The organism is Streptococcus agalactiae ATCC 13813 (assembly GCF_000186445.1).
In the GTDB taxonomy this organism is placed as follows: Bacteria; Bacillota; Bacilli; order Lactobacillales; family Streptococcaceae; genus Streptococcus; species Streptococcus agalactiae.
This window is the reverse complement of sequence record NZ_GL636070.1, coordinates 525,095-544,263: the sequence shown is the minus strand read 5'-3', so window position 1 is coordinate 544,263 and position 19,169 is coordinate 525,095. Positions and strand designations below refer to the sequence as shown.

Annotated in this window: 15 protein-coding genes and 1 pseudogene; 2 read left to right on the top strand and 14 right to left on the bottom strand. The window is 35.5% G+C overall.

The genetic code is table 11. The features are described 5' to 3' along the window. Window positions 1–201: 201 nt before the first annotated feature. The 9 genes from recG to HMPREF9171_RS110460 form a co-directional block, all read right to left on the bottom strand. The gene (gene recG / locus HMPREF9171_RS110420) at window positions 202–2,217 is read right to left on the bottom strand and encodes an ATP-dependent DNA helicase RecG (RefSeq protein ID WP_000926630.1); all 2,016 of its coding nucleotides are present in this window, start codon (window positions 2,215–2,217) and stop codon (window positions 202–204) included. A 79-nt stretch (window positions 2,218–2,296) separates the two neighbouring features. Next, window positions 2,297–3,835 carry a CHAP domain-containing protein gene (locus tag HMPREF9171_RS110425; protein ID WP_000043258.1) on the bottom strand — a complete coding sequence of 513 codons (1,539 nt, stop codon included), beginning with the start codon at window positions 3,833–3,835 and terminating at the stop codon, window positions 2,297–2,299. 92 nt (window positions 3,836–3,927) lie between these two features. Next, on the bottom strand, window positions 3,928–5,028 hold the full coding sequence (gene alr, locus HMPREF9171_RS110430) for an alanine racemase (protein ID WP_000625948.1): 1,101 nt from the start codon (window positions 5,026–5,028) through the stop codon (window positions 3,928–3,930). Continuing rightward, window positions 5,025–5,384, bottom strand: a complete 360-nt coding sequence (gene acpS / locus HMPREF9171_RS110435) for a holo-ACP synthase (RefSeq protein WP_000635015.1) — start codon at window positions 5,382–5,384, stop codon at window positions 5,025–5,027. The genes alr and acpS overlap by 4 nt, the downstream gene beginning before the upstream one ends. Before the next feature lie 24 nt (window positions 5,385–5,408). Beyond that, window positions 5,409–6,416: a 3-deoxy-7-phosphoheptulonate synthase gene (locus tag HMPREF9171_RS110440; protein ID WP_000505720.1), complete on the bottom strand. Its 1,008-nt coding sequence runs from the start codon at window positions 6,414–6,416 to the stop codon at window positions 5,409–5,411. 125 nt (window positions 6,417–6,541) lie between these two features. Then, window positions 6,542–9,070, bottom strand: coding sequence for a preprotein translocase subunit SecA (gene secA / locus HMPREF9171_RS110445; RefSeq protein ID WP_001284137.1), 2,529 nt, complete (start codon window positions 9,068–9,070; stop codon window positions 6,542–6,544). A gap of 108 nt (window positions 9,071–9,178) precedes the next feature. Further along, window positions 9,179–10,126 (bottom strand): mannose-6-phosphate isomerase, class I, encoded by a 948-nt coding sequence (gene manA, locus HMPREF9171_RS110450; RefSeq protein WP_001294258.1) that lies wholly within the window; start codon window positions 10,124–10,126, stop codon window positions 9,179–9,181. Between the two features lie 117 nt (window positions 10,127–10,243). Continuing rightward, a complete protein-coding gene (scrK, locus tag HMPREF9171_RS110455) occupies window positions 10,244–11,125 on the bottom strand; it encodes a fructokinase ScrK (protein WP_000164276.1) in 882 nt (293 codons plus the stop codon). A gap of 67 nt (window positions 11,126–11,192) precedes the next feature. Then, window positions 11,193–13,112 carry a sucrose-specific PTS transporter subunit IIBC gene (locus HMPREF9171_RS110460; protein WP_000157957.1) on the bottom strand — a complete coding sequence of 640 codons (1,920 nt, stop codon included), beginning with the start codon at window positions 13,110–13,112 and terminating at the stop codon, window positions 11,193–11,195. Between the two features lie 184 nt (window positions 13,113–13,296). Here HMPREF9171_RS110460 and HMPREF9171_RS110465 point away from each other — a divergent pair, with 184 nt between their 5' ends. Both HMPREF9171_RS110465 and HMPREF9171_RS110470 read left to right on the top strand, forming a co-directional pair. Continuing rightward, on the top strand, window positions 13,297–14,736 hold the full coding sequence (locus HMPREF9171_RS110465; RefSeq protein WP_001053060.1) for a sucrose-6-phosphate hydrolase: 1,440 nt from the start codon (window positions 13,297–13,299) through the stop codon (window positions 14,734–14,736). A gap of 1 nt (window position 14,737) precedes the next feature. Then, on the top strand, window positions 14,738–15,700 hold the full coding sequence (locus HMPREF9171_RS110470) for a LacI family DNA-binding transcriptional regulator (protein ID WP_000225972.1): 963 nt from the start codon (window positions 14,738–14,740) through the stop codon (window positions 15,698–15,700). Window positions 15,701–15,786: 86 nt separating this feature from the next. Here HMPREF9171_RS110470 and nusB read toward each other — a convergent pair whose 3' ends face one another. From nusB to HMPREF9171_RS1000000114255, 5 genes and pseudogenes are all read right to left on the bottom strand, one after another. After that, the gene (nusB, locus tag HMPREF9171_RS110475; RefSeq protein WP_000204940.1) at window positions 15,787–16,221 is read right to left on the bottom strand and encodes a transcription antitermination factor NusB; all 435 of its coding nucleotides are present in this window, start codon (window positions 16,219–16,221) and stop codon (window positions 15,787–15,789) included. Further along, entirely contained in the window at window positions 16,214–16,603 is a 390-nt protein-coding gene (locus tag HMPREF9171_RS110480; RefSeq protein WP_000206139.1) for an Asp23/Gls24 family envelope stress response protein, read from the bottom strand. The genes nusB and HMPREF9171_RS110480 overlap by 8 nt, the downstream gene beginning before the upstream one ends. Before the next feature lie 88 nt (window positions 16,604–16,691). Next, complete coding sequence (efp, locus tag HMPREF9171_RS110485) at window positions 16,692–17,252, bottom strand: elongation factor P (protein ID WP_000568636.1); 561 nt, start codon at window positions 17,250–17,252, stop codon at window positions 16,692–16,694. A gap of 924 nt (window positions 17,253–18,176) precedes the next feature. Continuing rightward, window positions 18,177–18,476, bottom strand: coding sequence for a DUF4176 domain-containing protein (locus HMPREF9171_RS110490; protein WP_000926392.1), 300 nt, complete (start codon window positions 18,474–18,476; stop codon window positions 18,177–18,179). Between the two features lie 425 nt (window positions 18,477–18,901). Continuing rightward, window positions 18,902–19,148 (bottom strand): annotated as a pseudogene (locus HMPREF9171_RS1000000114255) (hypothetical protein); the annotation flags it as partial. Between the last annotated feature and the right edge of the window lie 21 nt (window positions 19,149–19,169).

Genomic DNA, 19,169 nt, shown 5'->3' with positions numbered 1-19,169 from the left:
TGCAAAAAGCTGAGTAAATTTAACTCAACTTTTTTTCTGATACTCATTATTGACTAAATAAGTCGGTAAGAAAAATCTATTCTGAAAAGTACTATTATAAATTACAGTAATCGTTATTGTCATAACATACCTCCACTTCTGTGATAGGAATATCATATGACATCAAGCTTAAACTGAGCTTAGCACAGCCTTAATAGAAGCTTAATCAAAATCTGAATGTTGGCGTAAATTATCTAGAATAAGTCCCCATTCTGTATTTTCTTTCCAATTATTATCTTTGACAATATCACTAGCAACACGTCTGGCTTCTTCTAAAATAGGATAATCCTCAACGATATCAGCTACTTGAAATTCTGGAATTCCAGACTGACGAGTACCAAAGATTTCACCAGAACCACGCATTTTTAAATCCGACTCAGCTAAAACGAAACCATCTGTCGTTTCTGTCATGATTGTCATTCGTTTTTTCCCCGAATCAGTTTTGGGATTAGCCACTAAAACAGCGTATGATTGTTTATATCCACGACCAACACGCCCACGAAGTTGATGTAACTGACTTAATCCAAAACGATCGGCATCCATAATAATCATGATCGTTGCATTTGGGACATTTACCCCTACTTCAATAACTGTTGTGGATACTAAAATATGACTTTTTTTATCCTTGAAATCTTGCATTATAGCATCTTTTTCATCATTTTTCATACGTCCATGTACAAGAGCGACCTTAGCAATTCCTTCAAAATAAGTAGATAATTCAGCATGCAATGCTACTGCATTCTTTAAATCTAAAGCTTCTGATTCTTCAATCAACGGTGAAATGACATACACTTGAGCATCTTTTTGCAATTCACCTTTTACCCATTCCAACACAGTACCTAGCTGCTCGTGTTTCACCCAGCGTGTAATAATAGGTTTACGACCGGCAGGTAATTCATCAATAATAGAAACATCCATTTCTCCAAAAGCTGTGATTGCTAGAGTTCGGGGAATTGGGGTGGCTGTCATCATTAAAACATCAGGATTTTCTCCCTTTTCACGGAAAATTCTACGCTGTTTAACACCAAAACGATGTTGCTCGTCTGTAATTACAAGCCCCAGTTTATGGTACTGTACCGAGTCTTGGATAAGAGCATGAGTTCCTACAATCATATCAACCGAGCCATTTGCAATAGCTGCTAAAACCGTAAGCTTGACAGCTGCTTTCATACCCGAAGTTAATATAGCGATTGATAAATCTGGAAATAACTCTTGCAGACTAATGTAGTGTTGTTCAGCTAGGATTTCCGTTGGAACCATCAAAGCCGATTGAAAACCTGCTGTATAAGCTGCATACATTGATAGACCAGCAATGACTGTCTTTCCTGATCCTACATCTCCTTGCAATAAACGATTCATATGAGCTCCCGATGACATATCAGATAATATTTCATCTAAAGAGCGCTTTTGAGCATTCGTTAGAATAAAAGGTAAAGAGGAAATCTTTGTCTCCATAGCACGTTTACTATAAAGAATAGGCAAACCATTTGTTTCAGATTTATTTTCGGCTTTCAAAACTTGAAGGTTCATTTGAAAGTAAAATAATTCTTCAAATTTAATCCGACGGAGCGCTTGCTTATACTCTGTGATATCTTTCGGGAAATGCATAGCTAAACAAGCCCGACTACGACCCATCAATCGGTATTTTTCCAATAAAGTAGCTGGTAAATTTTCCTTCAATTCCAAATGCGCATTGATTTCAAAAGCTGACTTAATAGCTTTAATCAAAGTAGACTGTGAAATTCCCTGAGCTACGCGATAAACAGGTTGCATGTCATCTTCAACTTGAGCTAAAACCTTCATCCCAGTAATAGCTGATTTAGTTGCATCCCATTTACCAAAGACAGCTACCTCTTGACCAAGTTCTATTTTATCAGCTAAATAGGGTTGATTAAAAAAACTAATATTTAAGACAGCTTCCCCTTGACGCAATTTGAAACTCAAACGGTTACGTTTAAAACCATAATATTGTACATTAGCTGGAGTAACGACTAAGCCTGTAATGACTGCTTTTTCACCATCCACTAAATCAAAAACAGATTTTGATTTAAAATCTTCATAGCGAAACGGATAATAAAGAAGTAAATCTTCTACTGTATAAATATCTAATTTCTGAAATTTTTCTGCTGATTTTGGTCCAAATCCCTTAAGATTAGAAATTGGTGATTGTAATAGCATAAGATTCTCCTTCTAATATCTTTTATTATACTAAAAGATCACCAAAAAGGCGCCTCAAGAGCGCCTTTATTATGTCTAATTATTTATGGCCAATAACATAAGTTAATTGTGCAGCTTGTGCTGAACTAAAAGTACGGTAAGAGACAATACCACGTCCCATTGCATTAGATTCTGAAATGAGAACTGAACCATCTTTTTTAACTTCTTCAACAATAGCTACGTGACCGTAAGTGCCATCAGCACCAGCTTGTCCTGGTGAAAATGATACAGCATAGCCTACTTTTGGTGAATGTGTTGTTTCAAAACCAGCCTTATGTTGCCAATCTCCACCATTACCCATAAATGGATCAAATGTATAACCTAACTCTTTAGCGCGGTTAAAGACATACCATGTGCATTCACCCCATGGATAAGTTGATGCAATATAGCTAGCTGTGTTAACTGCTGTTGATAAACTAAAACCACTTGGTAAATCTGCTAAACTTGCTGTCGATAAAGCTTTCAAGGCAGCAGGAATTTCTGGTGTCCCTCCATGTTGATCAATCCAGCGGTCTAAATCTTCCATAATCTGGGCACGACGTTTACCAGTTCCAGAGTTATCTGTATAATAAACACCACCCTCAGTAACTGTATTAAGTTGTCCAGAAGATAATTTCTGTGCTTTCAAATCTTGGATTTCAAAGCTAGAGTTGTTGTTTTTAATAATTGTATTTTTTGTCAACAACATAATTGCTTCTTCATCATTATAAGCACTAGCATGGCTAGAGTCATGATCAAAGGCACCATAACCAAACATATTAGCACCTGGCATCTTAGCCACTCCTTGAGTTCCCAATGAACTTTCAAGGACAGCAATAGCTACAATAGCACGGACATCTAAACCACTATCTTTTTCCCATTGTAATAACTTAGCACCATTGATACGTTTAGAATCATATTGAATCCCTAAAGATTTTAAGTACCCATCTAATTGTTCAGCTTTGATACCGTAACGATGTGACAATAAATAGTGAGAGTAGGCATCCTGACCAGACCAGTGTTCTACGTAGAATGGCGTTGCTGTCACTGGTGAAATCGGTGTTGATAATAAGTTATCATCAAAGGATAAAGCAGGAACAGAAGCATTCTGATTTGTCTGAACACTTTCTATCTGAGACGGAGCGGGAGTTATTTTAGACTCTACTAATGGTAAGGTAGGCTCAGGTTTTAATTCAGTCTTTGTTGATTGACCTGTCTTACTGTCTGCTTGACTACTGTTTGTAGTATTAGTGCTAGGAGTAGATGCTGTTGAAGCAGAATCAGATGTTTTAGCATCTTCGTTGGAAGAAGATTGATGTGATAAACTTGATGATGATTCATTGCTTGATGATGTCTCTGTCGTACCAACCTCTGTTTTTTCTGTTGAGATACTTCCTTCGGCTGAAGGTGAAGCAGTTTCTGAATCTGTAGGTTGTGTTTTTTCCTGTTTCTCTGCTTCAGAAGAACTTTCTGTTGATGCTGTTGCCATTGTCAGGCTTGTTTCTGGATTAATAGTTTCTGCTAAGGTCACTAAAGGTGATGATAGCGATAAGACTAAAGTGGATAACAGCAAAGTTGCCATTACTTTTTGTTTTGACATATACTAATGATTTCCTTCTATAAAAATTGTCACTGATTAGTCTAACATATTTTTAAATTTTTTAAAACAGTTAACTACTGTGTCATTTGTTTTTAATAATATCTCGGAATACGATCGCTTAAAAGACAAAGTACTTCATAATTAATCGTCTGTCTTTTTTGAGCGACGTCCGTAGTTGTAATGTTACAGCTACCTTGTTGACCAATCAAGGTTACTTTAGTTCCGATAGTATATTTTTGAGGTAAACGGATAGTCATTTGATCCATCGAGACACGCCCAATAATTTCACAAAGTTCTCCATTTACTATAACTGAAAATCCTTGCATATCTCGTGTCCATCCATCAGCGTAGCCAATCGGTACTGTTCCAACAAATTCGTCTCCAGTAACTTGATAGGTTGCGCCATAGCCAACTTGAGAACCATCGTGTAGTTGTTTAACATGTACTAGCTCAGACTCTAAACTTAAAGCAGGTTTTATAGGGTAAGGTAAATCTAAATCAGTCCCACTTGGATTTAAGCCGTACATAACAACACCCAATCTAACGGCATTAAAAATTGTCTCACTATGCCAAAGGCTTGTAGCAGAATTACTAGCATGAACAAGGTCCGGACAATTATCTAATCCTGAAATAAAGTCTTTAAAAAAAGTAAGTTGTTGATTGAAGTTACAGTTATCGGCTTCATCAGCTGTTGCAAAATGGGTGAAAACCCCCTTGACAGAGGCACCACTTTCCCCCAATTCAGAAATTAGCTTATTTCCTTCATCTAACTGGCGAACACCTATACGTCCCATTCCACTATCAACTTTGATATGTACTTCTAGACCAGATAAATCTACTGCTGATGTCTGACATAAACGTAACCACTCCAAGCTAGCAACTGTTAGAGTAATATTTTCATTTTTGGCTAGTATAACCTGCTCAGGCATAACAACACCTAATACCAATATCATTTTTACAATTCCTGCTTGACGTAGCTCAATAGCCTCATCTAAATTGGATACACAAAAACCATCTACAACAGACTCAATGTATTTTGAAACTTCAACAGCACCATGCCCATAAGCATTAGCCTTAACTACAGCAAATGTTTTTTTATCACTTGGAATGTGCTCTTGTACAGATTTAACGTTATTTGCAATCGCCTCTAAATCTATCAAGGCTCTGGTTGGTCTATGATAACTTGAAATCATTTTTCTTCCTCCAAAATAACACTAGCTTGTGCATAATTACCACTATGAGATATTGAAACAAAAGATTTCCCATTAAACGGTTCTTTTGTAATCAAAGGCGCTCCTTTATCATCCGATAAAATTTCGATATCATGAAAATTAACTTTCCCAATTCCTGTTCCAAGTGCTTTGCTATAAGCCTCTTTTGCTGCCCATCGCCCTGTTAAAAAAGACATCTGACGCTTGGGATTGGAAATTCCTTTAAAAAGAAGCAATTCTTGTTCGGTCAAAACGCGTTCTGCAAAACGTTGATTACGCTCATATGCTTTGGTAATCGCCTCTATCTCTTGTAAATCAATTCCGTGTCCAACAATCATGTGTAACTCCTATAAGTTCGATACTTACAAACTATTGTAAATATCTCTAATTAGCATTTCTGTTTTATCCCAACCTAGACATGGATCTGTGATAGACTTACCAAAAACGTCTGGTTTATCTTGTCTTCCATCTTCTAAATAAGATTCTATCAAAAAACCACGAACATAGTTTCTAATTTTAGTATGCCACTGTCGGTCTGCAAGTACTGATTTCGCAATGCGAATTTGTTCTAAAAATTGCTTACCTGAATTGTCATGATTTGTATCAACAACAATAAAGGGATTTTGCAAATCAGTCTCTTCATAATGAGTAATAGTTTCTAAAAGGTTTTCATAATGATAATTAGGGATACTTCGATAGTCGGCATTATGATATCCTCTCAAAATAACATGTGACAGCAAATTACCATCTGTTCTAACTTGCTTATTTTGATAGAATAATTCCTGTTGATTTTGTGCTGCATAGACCGCATTAAACATGACTCTTAAATTACCAGACGTTGGATTTTTCATCCCTACTGGTGCATCTATACCTGAAGATATAAAACGGTGACCCTGATCTTCCACTGAACGCGCACCAATAGCATAGTAAGAAACTAAATCATCCATCACTGATAGCATCTCTGGATAAAGTAATTCATCAGCTGTCAGGAGTCCAGTCTCTCTGATGATATCATAGTGCATCTTACGTGCTTGAAAAAAAGCTCCTAGTTTGTCAGAATGGTGAACTAAGCCTTTATAACCATCACCATTCGTTCTTGGCTTAGCGGTATAAACTCTCATAACCAAAAACATTTTATCTTTAAAGGCAGCTTCCAATTTAGCTAAACGCTTTGCATAAGTTAGCACCGCCTTTGGATTATCCGCAGAACAAGGACCTACTATTACTAGAAACCGCTGATCCTCACCTTTTATGATATTTTTTAACTCTTCTTCTTTGGCTAATTTTTTTTGGCTAACTTCTAGATCTAAGCTAGTTTTCTGCTTCAATATTTCAATATTAATTTTATCACTTAACTGATGAAATCCCATGTTTTTTCCTAATACAACCTAAGTCTATTAATAAGCTCTGCTATACAATATAGTCGTCATACTATTAGACAAGTAATGATAAAACAGTCTTCTCAGACTGTTTTATTTTTATTTTAAAATCATTGTTATTGTAAACATCTCAGACCATGACAATTTTTAAATTTCATGCCAGAGCCACAAGGACATTTATCATTACGTTTAATTCCTTGGTACTCTGGTGATTCATTATTCATAGGTACATGTTGTGCCGAGATATTTTGCTCTGCTGTTGTCGTAGCATGTTGAGAAGCACGTTCACGCTCTTGTTCATGAATTTGAGCTTTCATCAATGTACGTGTCACATCAAACTCAATCGAACCAATCATATCTTGGAACATACGGAAACCTTCTGATTGATACTCAACGATTGGGTTATTTTGAGCATAACCACGAAGTCCAACGGAGTTACGTAATTGATCTAAGGCATCAATATGCTCTGTCCATTGATTATCCACTACCATCAAGATTAAGACTTTTTGGAATTCGATAATAGCTTCTGGATCTTTTAATTTAGTAATTTGTTGCTCATAAACAGCTAAGGCACGTTCATAAAGAAGTTCTTTAATTTCAGCCTCTTTTAGACCACGAAGTTCTGAAACTGTGATAGCTTCTTCATCTAATAACGCCGATCTTGCAAAATTAACAATAGCTTCTGCTGCAGTATTTTTATCGCTTCTGCTATGTGCATCAACTGCTCTTTTAATCGTACGTTTAATCATCCCTTTGAGCTCTGGTCCTAAATCACGCTCAGCAGTAATCACTTCTCTACGGTTAGCATAAATAATCTCACGTTGTTCACGCATAACATCATCGTATTGCAAGACTTGTTTACGTGTGTCATAGTTATTACCTTCAACGCGGCGTTGAGCTGATTCAACTTGTCGTGTCAACATTTTTGATTTAATAACTGTATCATCTTCAGCTAAATTCATTCGCTCAAGAACCACTTTAATACGATCTGTACCAAAGCGACGCATCAAATCATCTTCTAACGAAAGGTAGAATTGTGATTCACCTGGATCTCCTTGACGACCCGAACGACCACGAAGCTGGTTATCAATACGACGGCTTTCATGACGCTCTGTACCAATAACACATAAACCACCAAGTTCACGAACCCCTTCACCAAGCTTGATATCAGTACCACGACCAGCCATGTTGGTTGCGATTGTAACAGCACCACGTTGCCCAGCATTCATAATGATTTGAGCTTCTTTAAAGTGATTTTTAGCATTCAAAACTTCATGTGGTACTCCAGCAGCAATTAATTTTCTAGAAATTAAGTCTGACGTTTCAACAGCTACTGTACCAACCAGTACAGGTTGTCCTTGTTCATAACGTTCTTTGACATCTGCTACCACCGCTCTAAATTTAGAGTCAAGAGTTGGATAAAGTAGATCTGAATGATCTATACGTTGAACAGGACGATTTGTTGGGATAGGAATAACGCGCATATTATAAATTTCACGAAACTCTTCTTCCTCAGTCTTACCAGTACCAGTCATTCCTGCTAATTTATGGTACATACGGAACATATTTTGGTAAGTAATTGAAGCGCTAGTTTTTGATTCTTCTTGGATTGGCACTGACTCTTTTGCTTCAATAGCTTGGTGTAAGCCATCTGAGAAACGACGTCCTTCCATCGTACGACCGGTAAATTGGTCCACAATTAAAATCTCTTGTTCTTCACTAACCACATAATCAATATTTAACAACATAATATAGTTAGCTCGAAGAGCGTTATCAATGTAGTGAGTTAAGGCAACATTTTCGAGATCATACAAGTTATTTAGATGGAAATAGTTTTCAGCCTTGTCAATACCTGTATCTGATAAACCAATTGTTTTTGTTGGAACATCAATGATATAATCATCGCTATTAAGCGTTTTTACAAACATGTCCGCACGTGTATACAGTTGGTTCATCTCAGAGCTTACAGGACCTGAAACAATCAATGGCGTCCTAGCTTCATCGATTAATACAGAGTCAACCTCATCAACCAAAGCATAGTTGAGTGGGCGTTGCACCATATCTTCTTGGCGAACAACCATATTGTCTCGAAGGTAGTCAAATCCGACTTCTGCGTTAGTTGAGTATGTGATATCACAATTGTAAGCTTCGCGTTTTTCAAATGGTGACTTAGCTGCTAAGTTAATCCCTACAGATAATCCAAGCCAACTATAAACCTCACCCATTTCGGTCGCATCACGTGTTGATAAGTACTCATTAACAGTAATAACATGAACACCTAATCCTGAGATAGCATTTAGATAAACAGGCATTGTCGCTGTTAAAGTTTTTCCCTCACCAGTACGCATTTCTGGAATATCACCATGGTGAAGAACGATACCACCCATAATTTGGACGTGGTATGGGTATAAACCTAATACACGTTTAGAAGCTTCACGAACTACCGCAAACGCTTCCGGTAACAATTGATCTAAAGTTTCACCATTTTGATAACGTTCTTTAAATTCTGGAGTTTTTGCTTGTAAAGCTTCATCTGATAACGCAGCCATATGATCTGCGTAAGAGTCAACTTTCTTAGCTATTTTATCTAATTTTTTTAATTCACCCTTGTCATTTTCAATAACAGTGCGTAGAATATTTGCCATTCTAATTCCTTTCGATACTCTTATCACCACATTTTACCATAAATAATGTTGTCTTTCAATAAATGGTCGTTTTAATCGAGATTAAAAAGAGTGGTGTCCCCACTCTCATTATTTTTTAACATGACTTGCTATAATTTCTAACTGTCCATCAATATCCCATTTGACAACGTCATTTGGCAAGATAAAGTGGTCACCTTTTTTAAGTGTATAAACTTTGTTATCTACTGTAATGTGACCCGCTCCGTCTAAGACACTAACCAAAAGGTAGGGTGCAAATTGTTTAAAGTTGGTAACACCAGAAATTTCCCATTTATAAACTGTAAAGAAATCATTTGAAACTAATAAAGTTGAAGATAGATGTTTTAACTTCATATTGGCAAGAACAGTATTGGCAGGTTTACCAATCGTAAGAACATCTATTGATTGTTCAATGTGTAAATCACGTAATTTTCCTGAAACATCTGGACGATCAAAATCATAAACACGATAAGTAGTATCACTAGATTGCTGTGTTTCTAAAATTAATATCCCTTTACCTATAGCATGCATTGTCCCACTTGGAACGTAGTAAAAATCCCCTGATTTAACAGGAATTCGGGTTAAAAGATGCTCCCAATCTCCAGATTCAATCATTTGGCGAAGTTCTTCTTTAGTTTTAGCATTATGACCATAGATAATTTCAGATCCTTCATCAGCAGAAATAATATACCAACATTCTGTTTTACCAAGTTCACCTTCATGTTTAAGAGCATAAGCATCATCCGGATGAACCTGTACACTAAGCCAGTCATTAGCATCTAAGATTTTAGTTAGTAAAGGAAAGACAGTATCATCAGGGTCGCCAAATAAGCTTTTTTCACCTTGATACAGCTTATCTAAAAAACAACCTTTAAAGCGACCATTCTTAACTCTTGAGACACCATTAGGATGAGCTGAAATAGCCCAATATTCTCCTGTTGTTTCACTTGGAATATCATAGCCAAATTCGTCCCTTAACTTTGTTCCACCCCAGATTTTATCGTGCATGCTTGCTTCTAAAAATAATGGTTCCGACATAAGAATCCCCTATCTTTTGTAAAATTCAAGCCTATTATAGCATTTTATCCATCATATCGCTTACTTTTTTTAATCTTTTATTTGCTAACTAAACTAAGTAGTGGCTTAAGGGTTTTATTAACCTTTTGATATTTTTTTTGCTAAAGCAAAATTTCCTAACGTTGCAGAACCATTTTCTTCTATAGCTGGTGTCACAATATAATCAGACAAATCGGGAACTGGTAAATACCCATTTAATAAAGTTACAAATGTCTGGCGAACACGTCTTAACATGTGTTCTTGTGCCATGACGCCTCCACCAAATACAATGACTTGTGGACGATATAATACAGTTGCTTGTATTGCAGCCTGAGCAATATAATAGGCTTGAACATCCCAAACCATTGAATTTTCTTCAATCAATTCACCACGAATACCAGTCCTAGCTTCTAGAGTTTGACCAGATGCCAAACCTTCTAAACAGCTATTATGAAACGGACAGATACCTTTAAAATCATTTGCTTGGTCCTGCGGATGCATCGCCATATAAGTATGACCTGCTTCAGTATGACCAGTTCCTCCTATAAATTCACCCTTTTGTATAGCTCCTGCACCAATTCCTGTACCAATGGTGTAATAAACAAGTGAATCAATGTTGTTACGAGCTATAACTTCACCATAGGCAGAGCTATTAACATCTGTTGTGAAATAAAATGGAACATTGAAATCTTTAGAAATTAAGCCGAGTAAATTAACATTAGCCCAATGTAACTTTGGGGTCGTTGTGATATAACCGTATGTCTTTGATTTTTTATCAATATCAATGGGACCAAAAGAACCAATAGCAACTGCCTCTAACTTCTTTTCAAATCTTTTAAAGAAATCAACAGTCTTTTTAATCGTTTCTTGAGGCGTCGTTGTTGGAAATTGCATTTTTTCTACAACTTTTAATTCCTCATCACCAACTGCACAAACAAACTTTGTCCCACCTGCTTCAATACTACCATATAACTTTGTCATCTTTTTTCCTATCTATAATCTCTATCTCAAAGACAAAGGTTGGGATAATTATCCCAACCTTTAATCCTCACTTAACATCAATAATCATGTCACCTGTAGTAACAACACCGTCTTTTACCAATGGTATAACATCAGCAAAATCAGCTGTATTAGTCACAATAATCATAGCTGTATTATCCAGACCTGCTTCTGCAATCTTAGATGAATCAAAGGTGCCAAGAATATCACCTTTTTTCACTTTTTGGTCTGCCTTTACTTTAGAAGTAAACCCTGTGCCATTCATGGTGACAGTATCAATACCTATATGGATCAAAATTTCTGCACCTTTATCTGATTTGATACCGTAAGCATGACCTGTTTCAAAAGCAATTTGGACAAAACCATCAACAGGTGAGTAAATTGTATTACTGCTTGGTTTAATAGCAAGGCCATCTCCCATAATACCTGATGAAAAGACTGGGTCACTTACTGTATCAAGAGCAATAACCTGTCCATCAAGAGGGCTAACAATCGTTTCTGCCCTTAATTGGCTAGTTTGAGTAATTGTTGGATCGTCATCTGTTTCTTCAACCAAAGGACTAACTTCAGCTACTGCTTTTTCATCTTTATCTTCATATCCAAACATATAAGTTAATACAAAAGCCAAAGCCGTAGTTCCAATCACCATAATAAGGTACTTAACAATTTGACCATTTAAATAAAGTAATGTTCCTGGGATAATGGTAATACCAAAACCAGTTCCTGCTAATTTCAATATTGAAGCTAACCAGCCACCTGCTGCTCCTGCAATTAATCCCATAATAAATGGCTTACCAAAACGTAAGTTTACTCCAAATATAGCCGGTTCTGTAATACCAAGTCCAGCTGAAAGCGCTGCCGGAAAAGCGAGGGCTTTTAATTTTTTATTTTTTGTTTTAACACCAACTGCCAAAGTAGCACCTGCTTGTGCTGTCATAGCAGCTGTAATAATAGCATTAAATGGATCTTTCCCATCAGCAGCAATTAACTGAGCTTCAAGTAAATTAAAGATATGATGAACACCTGTAACAACGATTATCTGATGAACACCACCTAAAATAAGACCTGACAGGCCAAGAGGTAAATTAAGGACAAATTTTGTCCCTGCTAAAACATAGTTTTCAACTGAATGGAAAATAGGACCAATGATAAAAAGTGCTAAAATTGACATAACTGTAAAAGTTAGGAACGGCACTAATAGTAAATCAAGAACATCTGGGATTTTCTTATGCAACCATTTTTCAAGTTTAGCACCAAGTAAACCTACAAAGAATGCCGGCAATACTGAATTTTGATAACCAACTACTGGAATAAAGCCGAAAAATTTTATGGGATGGGCATCACCTGAGGCCACTGCCCAAGCGTTTGGAAGGGCAGAGTTGACCATCATCAATCCTAATACGAGACCGATAACAGGATTTCCACCAAAAACTCTAAAAGCTGACCAAGAAATCAAGGCAGGAAAAAAAGCAAAGGCCGTGTCAGTCAAAACGACAGTATAGGTATAAAAATTAGAAGTTGAAAATGCTTTTGAAGTCGTCCCAAATAAAGCTAAAACTGTATCATTATTAATCGCACCGCGAATCCCCATAAATAAACCAGTAGCAACAATGGCTGGCAACAATGGAACAAAAACATCACCGAAAGTACGAATAGCTCGTTGGAAAGCATTCCCTTGTTTAGCCGCTTCTGCCTTTTGATCAGAGGTTGACGAAGTTGGCAAACCTTGAGCTACTACTTCATCATAAATCTTATTAACAGTACCAGTTCCAAAAATAATTTGATATTGACCTGAATTGAAAAATGCTCCCTGAACTTTTTCGATATTTTCAACAGTATTTTTATCAATGACTGTCTCATCTTTTACCATAACGCGAAGACGAGTGGCACAGTGTGCTACGCTACGCACATTACTAGCACCACCAATCGCATTAATGACTTGTTTAGCAATTTCTGTATTTGAAGCCATCTATAAATCTCCTTTGATGTTTTGAAAGCGTTTCATTTTATTTACTCTAATATTCTAGCACGTCTCATAAATATACGTCAAGCGTTTGACATAAAATAATATTTTTCTCTATTAAGAGTTGATTTTAAAAGAGAAAACGTTTACTATATAGTTACTAGATATTAAGACAGTCAAGGAGTATCAAATGAATTTACCCACTGAAGTCCGCTATCGTCCTTATGATGAATGGACTGAAGAAGATAAGGAAAATATTGTAAAGAATGTCTCAAAATCCCCTTGGAGAGCAACTTATCACTTAGAAGCTAAAACAGGGCTTTTAAATGACCCAAATGGCTTCTCTTACTTTAATGGAAAATTCCATCTTTTTTATCAAAATTGGCCCTTTGGAGCTGCACATGGTTTAAAACAATGGGTACATACAGAATCAGATGATTTAGTTCATTTCAAAGAAACAGGAATCAAGCTTAAACCTGACCATGTCAATGATAGCCATGGTGCATACTCCGGTTCTGCATTAGCCATTGACGATAAGCTTTTTCTTTTTTATACTGGTAATGTCCGTGACATGAAATGGAACCGTGACCCCCGCCAAATTGGAGCATGGATGACAAGTGATGGCAAGATTACAAAATTTGATAAAGTCCTTATTTCACAACCAAATGATGTCACTGAGCATTTTCGTGACCCTCAGATTTTCAATTATGATAATCAATTCTATGCTGTTATCGGGGCACAAAATAGTAAAAAATGCGGATTCATTAAATTATATAAAGCACTTAATAATGACATCCATCATTGGGAGTTTGTGGGAGATTTAGATTTTGGTGGTACTGGATCTGAGTATATGATTGAATGTCCAAATATTATTTTTGTCAAAGGAAAACCTGTATTACTTTATAGTCCTCAAGGACTAGATAAAAACGAATTGGACTACCAAAACATTTATCCAAATACCTACAAAATCGGACAATATTTCGATGCTAACTCATCTAAGATAGTTGAACCATCCCCTATCTATAATTTAGATTATGGTTTTGAAGCCTATGCTACTCAAGGATTTAACACTTCTGATGGTCGTGCCTTTATCGTGAGTTGGACAGGCTTGCCAGATATTGATTATCCTAGCGACCAATTTGATTATCAAGGAGCTATGAGTTTAGTTAAAGAGTTAAGCATAAACAATGGGAACCTTTGTCAATATCCCGTTCCTGCTATGAAAAATCTTCGTCAACATCAAGCAGAATTTAAAACACAACTTCAAACTAACAACACCTATGAATTAGAATTACTGATTCCTAGAAATGATCTTTCTTCTTTTGTTCTCTTTGCTAATCCAAAAGGACAAGGACTATCCATTACTATTGATACTGCAAAGGGGAAAGTTATCGTTGACCGCTCACAAGCCGGACAGCAGTACGCCACAGAATTTGGTACTAGTCGCCAGTGTGACATTCCAAAAGATGCTACTAGTGTCAATGTTTTTATCGATAAGTCCATCTTTGAAATCTTTATAAATAAAGGAGAAAAAGTATTTACGGGACGAGTCTTTCCAGATGCAGAACAATCAGGGATTCAACTAAAAGAAGGACACGTTCATGGTAAATATTTTGAATTAAAATATTAATATGGTTGCAAAATTAACAGATGTTGCTGCACTTGCCGGTGTTAGCCCAACGACTGTATCACGCGTTATTAACAAAAAAGGCTATTTATCTCAAAAAACAGTCACCAAAGTCAATGAAGCCATGAGAACCCTTGGTTATAAACCTAATAATTTAGCACGTAGCTTACAGGGAAAGTCCGCTAAATTAATTGGACTCATTTTCCCCAACATCCGTAACATTTTTTACGCTGAATTAATTGAACACCTTGAAATTGAGTTGTTTAAGCATGGTTATAAAACTATCTTATGTAATAGTGAAAAGGATCCTATCAAAGAAAAAGAATACCTCGAAATGCTAGGAGCAAATCAAGTAGACGGTATCATTTCAAGTAGTCACAACCTAGGAATTGATGATTACGAGAAAGTTGAGGCTCCCATAGTAGCATTCGATAGAAATTTAGCTCCACACATCCCGATCGTCTCATCTGATAATTTCTTTGGAGGAAAAATGGCTGCTCAAACCCTTAAAAAACATGGCTGTCAAAAGATGATTATGATTACAGGGAATGATAATTCAGATTCTCCTACTGGACTTAGGCGGCTAGGTTTTTCCTATGAATCAAAGGAATCCAAAGTTATCACAGTCACAAATGGGCTATCTAACATGAGACGTGAGATGGAATTAAAATCAATTATCTCAACTCACAAACCAGATGGTATTTTTACATCAGACGACTTAACTGCTTTATTAGTGATCAAACTTATCAGCCAACTAGGGTTGTCCATTCCAGAAGATATCAAAGTGATTGGATATGATGGTACAAGTTTCATTCAAGATTACGTCCCACATCTAACCACTATTAAACAACCTATTCGAGAAATTGCGCAATTGATGGTTGAAATACTCCTAGCTAAGATTGAGGGGCAAAAGACAAATAAGGATTATATTTTACCAGTCAGTCTCATCCCTGGTAGTAGCGTTTAGGAAATCATATTTATAAAATAATTTTTAGCACCGATAGTTATTTTTCAAAGCAAATTAAAAATGTGGAAGAATCTTCTTCCACATTTTTAATTTTCATTTGTTATAAATTGGCTTAATAAACCATTGACAAATTTTGCTGACGTCTCATCTGAATATTTTTTAGCAATCTCGATAATCTCATTTAGAGCTACACGATCAGGCGTTTCATCAAAATATTTAATTTCATAGAGGCCTAAGCGTAAGAGAGATTTATCAACCAATGTTAGACGTTCTAAGCTCCATCCTGATTTTAAGTGACTAGAAATCAAAGTATCTAATTCATCTTTGTGATCTACAACACCATTAACAAGATTAAGTAAAAAGATTGGAACCTCTAAAACTTTGTCTTCAGATACTGTTTTATCATAACCATAAGCAAAGTGAGCCGCATCAATAAACTCTCCACCAGTTTCTAAGCTAAATAGTGTTTGAAAAGCACGTTCACGTAAATCACGTCTTGAATCTTTAAATACACTAGTCATCTAAGAAATCCTCATCAAACAATGACTTCAAGTCTGGTTTTGGTGTTTTCTCTGGAACAATACCTTCAACATGGATATTGACCGAAGAAATTTTTACTTCTGCCATGTCATATACAGCTGTTTTGACAGCTTGTTGAATAGCAATTGAAACTGCTGGTACATTTACACCATACTGCAAGTAAACATAAATATCTGCAGCTACTGTATCATCTTCTTCATTTTTAAGGTAGACACCTCTACCTAGAGATTTCTTACTAAGGCTATCCGTTACCGCTTTGTTACGTAACGAATGAACACCATCAACTTTAGTTGCAGCAATACCTGTAATTACCTCAAGTACACGTGGTGAAATGACAATTTCTCCAAGATTTTCAGTTGTCATAGCTTATCCTTTCTTTTAGTGTTTACTAAGGTTTTTCCTTAGTAGAGTAAATTCATCATGAATCTACTTAACACTTTTTTGAGAGTCATTAGGCGCGTGAAACGTAAGTTCCTTCTGCTGTATTGATTACTAACTTTTGTCCAGCTTCAATAAAATCTGGAACGTTAACAACAAGTCCTGTTTCCATAGTTGCAGGTTTTCCTGAACCAGTTACAGTAGCACCTTTGATTGATGGTTGAGTTTCAGCAACTGTCAATTCAACAGTTGTTGGAATTTGAACACCAATAACTTCTGTTCCATAGAATTGAATTTTTACTTCTGAGTTTTCAAGAATGTAGAGTAATTCATTTTCAATGTTAACAGTTGGAATTTCATATTGATCGTAAGTTTCATTATTCATGAAGTAAGCTGTATCATCCATTTTATAAAGGTATTGAGCAGGTACAGTTTCAATAATAGCTTGCTCAAATTTTTCTTCAGGACGGTAACTTGTATCAAAAGTTGAACCAGTACGAACATCACGCAATTTCATACGCATGATTGTGTTACCTTTACCTGGTTTGTGGTGGCTAGCTTCAAGAACACGGATTAATTTCCCATCAGCCGTTTCAAAAGTCATGCCTGCTTTAAGCTTACTTGCTTCAATCATTTATTAATACCTCTTTGTAAAAATTATTTATCAACTCATTTTATCACAAATAACCTGCTTTCTCAAATAGTTTATTGATTTGGTATATGTCTGATTTCTTGATAAATAAATAAAATCACCAAGAGGGCGTAAATAAGACTGAAGCACTTGACACTTTCCTCTTACTTCAGTTTTGATAACAGTTTTAATATTATACAGATATCTTGACTAAGATTGAAATACTGTTTAGGTGTTTTTAGTGGCTTTTTAGTAAATTTTGATAAAGGTAGTAAACTATAGTTGTCTTATTGAAACAGATAAAATAAATCACCTACGGAGCTATTCGTATGAAAATGTAGCTATTCTCGATATAAGTTTTAGATACGAACTTAATTTGCTCTATTGAAGCTGTAAAGGAAATCAGGGGGTGTTGGTGGACGTGCGCTAAGCTTTGGTACTGATTTTGGTGATACCAATCTTGCTTACTACATCAGGTAGCTCTCTGTTTTAGTGCCATATGCAATTGGAATAAGAGCTGTCATTGGTATTGAAGGAGCCCTAGTCCACTGATCATTGAATTACTAATTTAGGAGGTGGAATGATGAATTTTAATATGTCTCATTATAGAAAGTTACAACTATGTCGTTTTCTAATCGTACAGATACCTGCGCTGGCTTTATTAGCTATTCTTTTATACGGGATTTTCCTAAAGTACAGTCTATTTTCAAAAGTGTTTTTTCTTATCTTTTAGGGTTGAAATAGTTATCAATTTTGGGAAGTACATACCAGTTTACACCAACCACAATTTGTCGAGTAAAGAATTGTAATTTAGTAAAGCCTTTTTCGTTTTCTTCTGATAAGTGTATCATGACATCTATCAATAGCATATTCACACTAGTAGCATATTGATTTGTTTTTGAGTAGAATTTACTTTTTAGATTATTTCTATTCTACACTAGTCTTTCCCTTTGGAAGATTCTTTCCCTCTTTATTTTTCCATTTTTCAATGAGACGAGAAACTCTTTCTTCCTCCTCATCATGGTAACCTTCAAAAACAACCTCATCAATATCTTCTTGATTAAAATAGTAAACTTGTTCAAGATTTAAACCCTCAGGAAAAATTCCACCTAGGTAATCAAAATAAACTTCTTGTCCTTCTTGCTCAACAATTGCACCTCTATTTACAATAACTAATTTTTGATTGCCATCAATAAGATAGACAACACTCCCTACTGGTAATAACATACTTCAGTTCTCCCCAATATAATAATTTTTCCCATTTAACGATGGTTGAAACTCAATGAACTTTATAAAAAATAAACTGTTTGAAAAAATAAATCCAAATAAAAATAAGTTTGAAAAGTTTTCGTCCCACAATGCCATTCCCCATAGAACGATATAAGAAATTATGATTGATAATATTACTATAAATGGGCTCTTCCGTTTTTGATTATTATATTTCAAAAAACTAGATTTATATTTGGAAAGATCTAATGCTTTATTTCTCCGATTTAATATACATATAGCTAAAACAAGACTAAATATGCTCAATAAAATAAAAAGATAAAAATATTCTAATATTAAATGCGATCTTGTTAAGTATGCAATATTTATATTTTTTGGGAAAAATTGGAGTCTGTCAATAATCTTGTGTAAACACTCTAGCAAAGCTGATATTGTTAATATATTATGTACTTTAGCATCTTTAATAAATTTTTTTAACTGTCCAGGGAAAATTTCTAGCTCTTCATAATCATTTTTTCTTCTCATCAATTTTACTGTAAATCCTGAAACTAGTATCAATAAAGATAAATATACAATAGAAAATAAAATTGAAAAATTTGAAATTTCTAGATTTTCACTTATACTTTGAATTATTTTTCCAATAATAGTTGAAATAATAGGAGTTAGTAGCATTATACCTGTGCTATTTTTTTG

Coding starts and splice junctions, on each gene's coding strand:
- HMPREF9171_RS110460 (WP_000157957.1), bottom strand. CDS start 13,112: ATGGCTTCAAATACAGAAATTGCTAAACAAGTCATTAATGCGATTGGT.
- HMPREF9171_RS110440 (WP_000505720.1), bottom strand. CDS start 6,416: ATGGGATTTCATCAGTTAAGTGATAAAATTAATATTGAAATATTGAAG.
- manA (WP_001294258.1), bottom strand. CDS start 10,126: ATGTCGGAACCATTATTTTTAGAAGCAAGCATGCACGATAAAATCTGG.
- HMPREF9171_RS110490 (WP_000926392.1), bottom strand. CDS start 18,476: ATGTTATTACCAGTAGGGAGTGTTGTCTATCTTATTGATGGCAATCAA.
- secA (WP_001284137.1), bottom strand. CDS start 9,070: ATGGCAAATATTCTACGCACTGTTATTGAAAATGACAAGGGTGAATTA.
- nusB (WP_000204940.1), bottom strand. CDS start 16,221: ATGACTAGTGTATTTAAAGATTCAAGACGTGATTTACGTGAACGTGCT.
- HMPREF9171_RS110465 (WP_001053060.1), top strand. CDS start 13,297: ATGAATTTACCCACTGAAGTCCGCTATCGTCCTTATGATGAATGGACT.
- efp (WP_000568636.1), bottom strand. CDS start 17,252: ATGATTGAAGCAAGTAAGCTTAAAGCAGGCATGACTTTTGAAACGGCT.
- acpS (WP_000635015.1), bottom strand. CDS start 5,384: ATGATTGTTGGACACGGAATTGATTTACAAGAGATAGAGGCGATTACC.
- HMPREF9171_RS110480 (WP_000206139.1), bottom strand. CDS start 16,603: ATGACAACTGAAAATCTTGGAGAAATTGTCATTTCACCACGTGTACTT.
- scrK (WP_000164276.1), bottom strand. CDS start 11,125: ATGACAAAGTTATATGGTAGTATTGAAGCAGGTGGGACAAAGTTTGTT.
- HMPREF9171_RS110470 (WP_000225972.1), top strand. CDS start 14,738: ATGGTTGCAAAATTAACAGATGTTGCTGCACTTGCCGGTGTTAGCCCA.
- recG (WP_000926630.1), bottom strand. CDS start 2,217: ATGCTATTACAATCACCAATTTCTAATCTTAAGGGATTTGGACCAAAA.
- alr (WP_000625948.1), bottom strand. CDS start 5,028: ATGATTTCAAGTTATCATAGACCAACCAGAGCCTTGATAGATTTAGAG.
- HMPREF9171_RS110425 (WP_000043258.1), bottom strand. CDS start 3,835: ATGTCAAAACAAAAAGTAATGGCAACTTTGCTGTTATCCACTTTAGTC.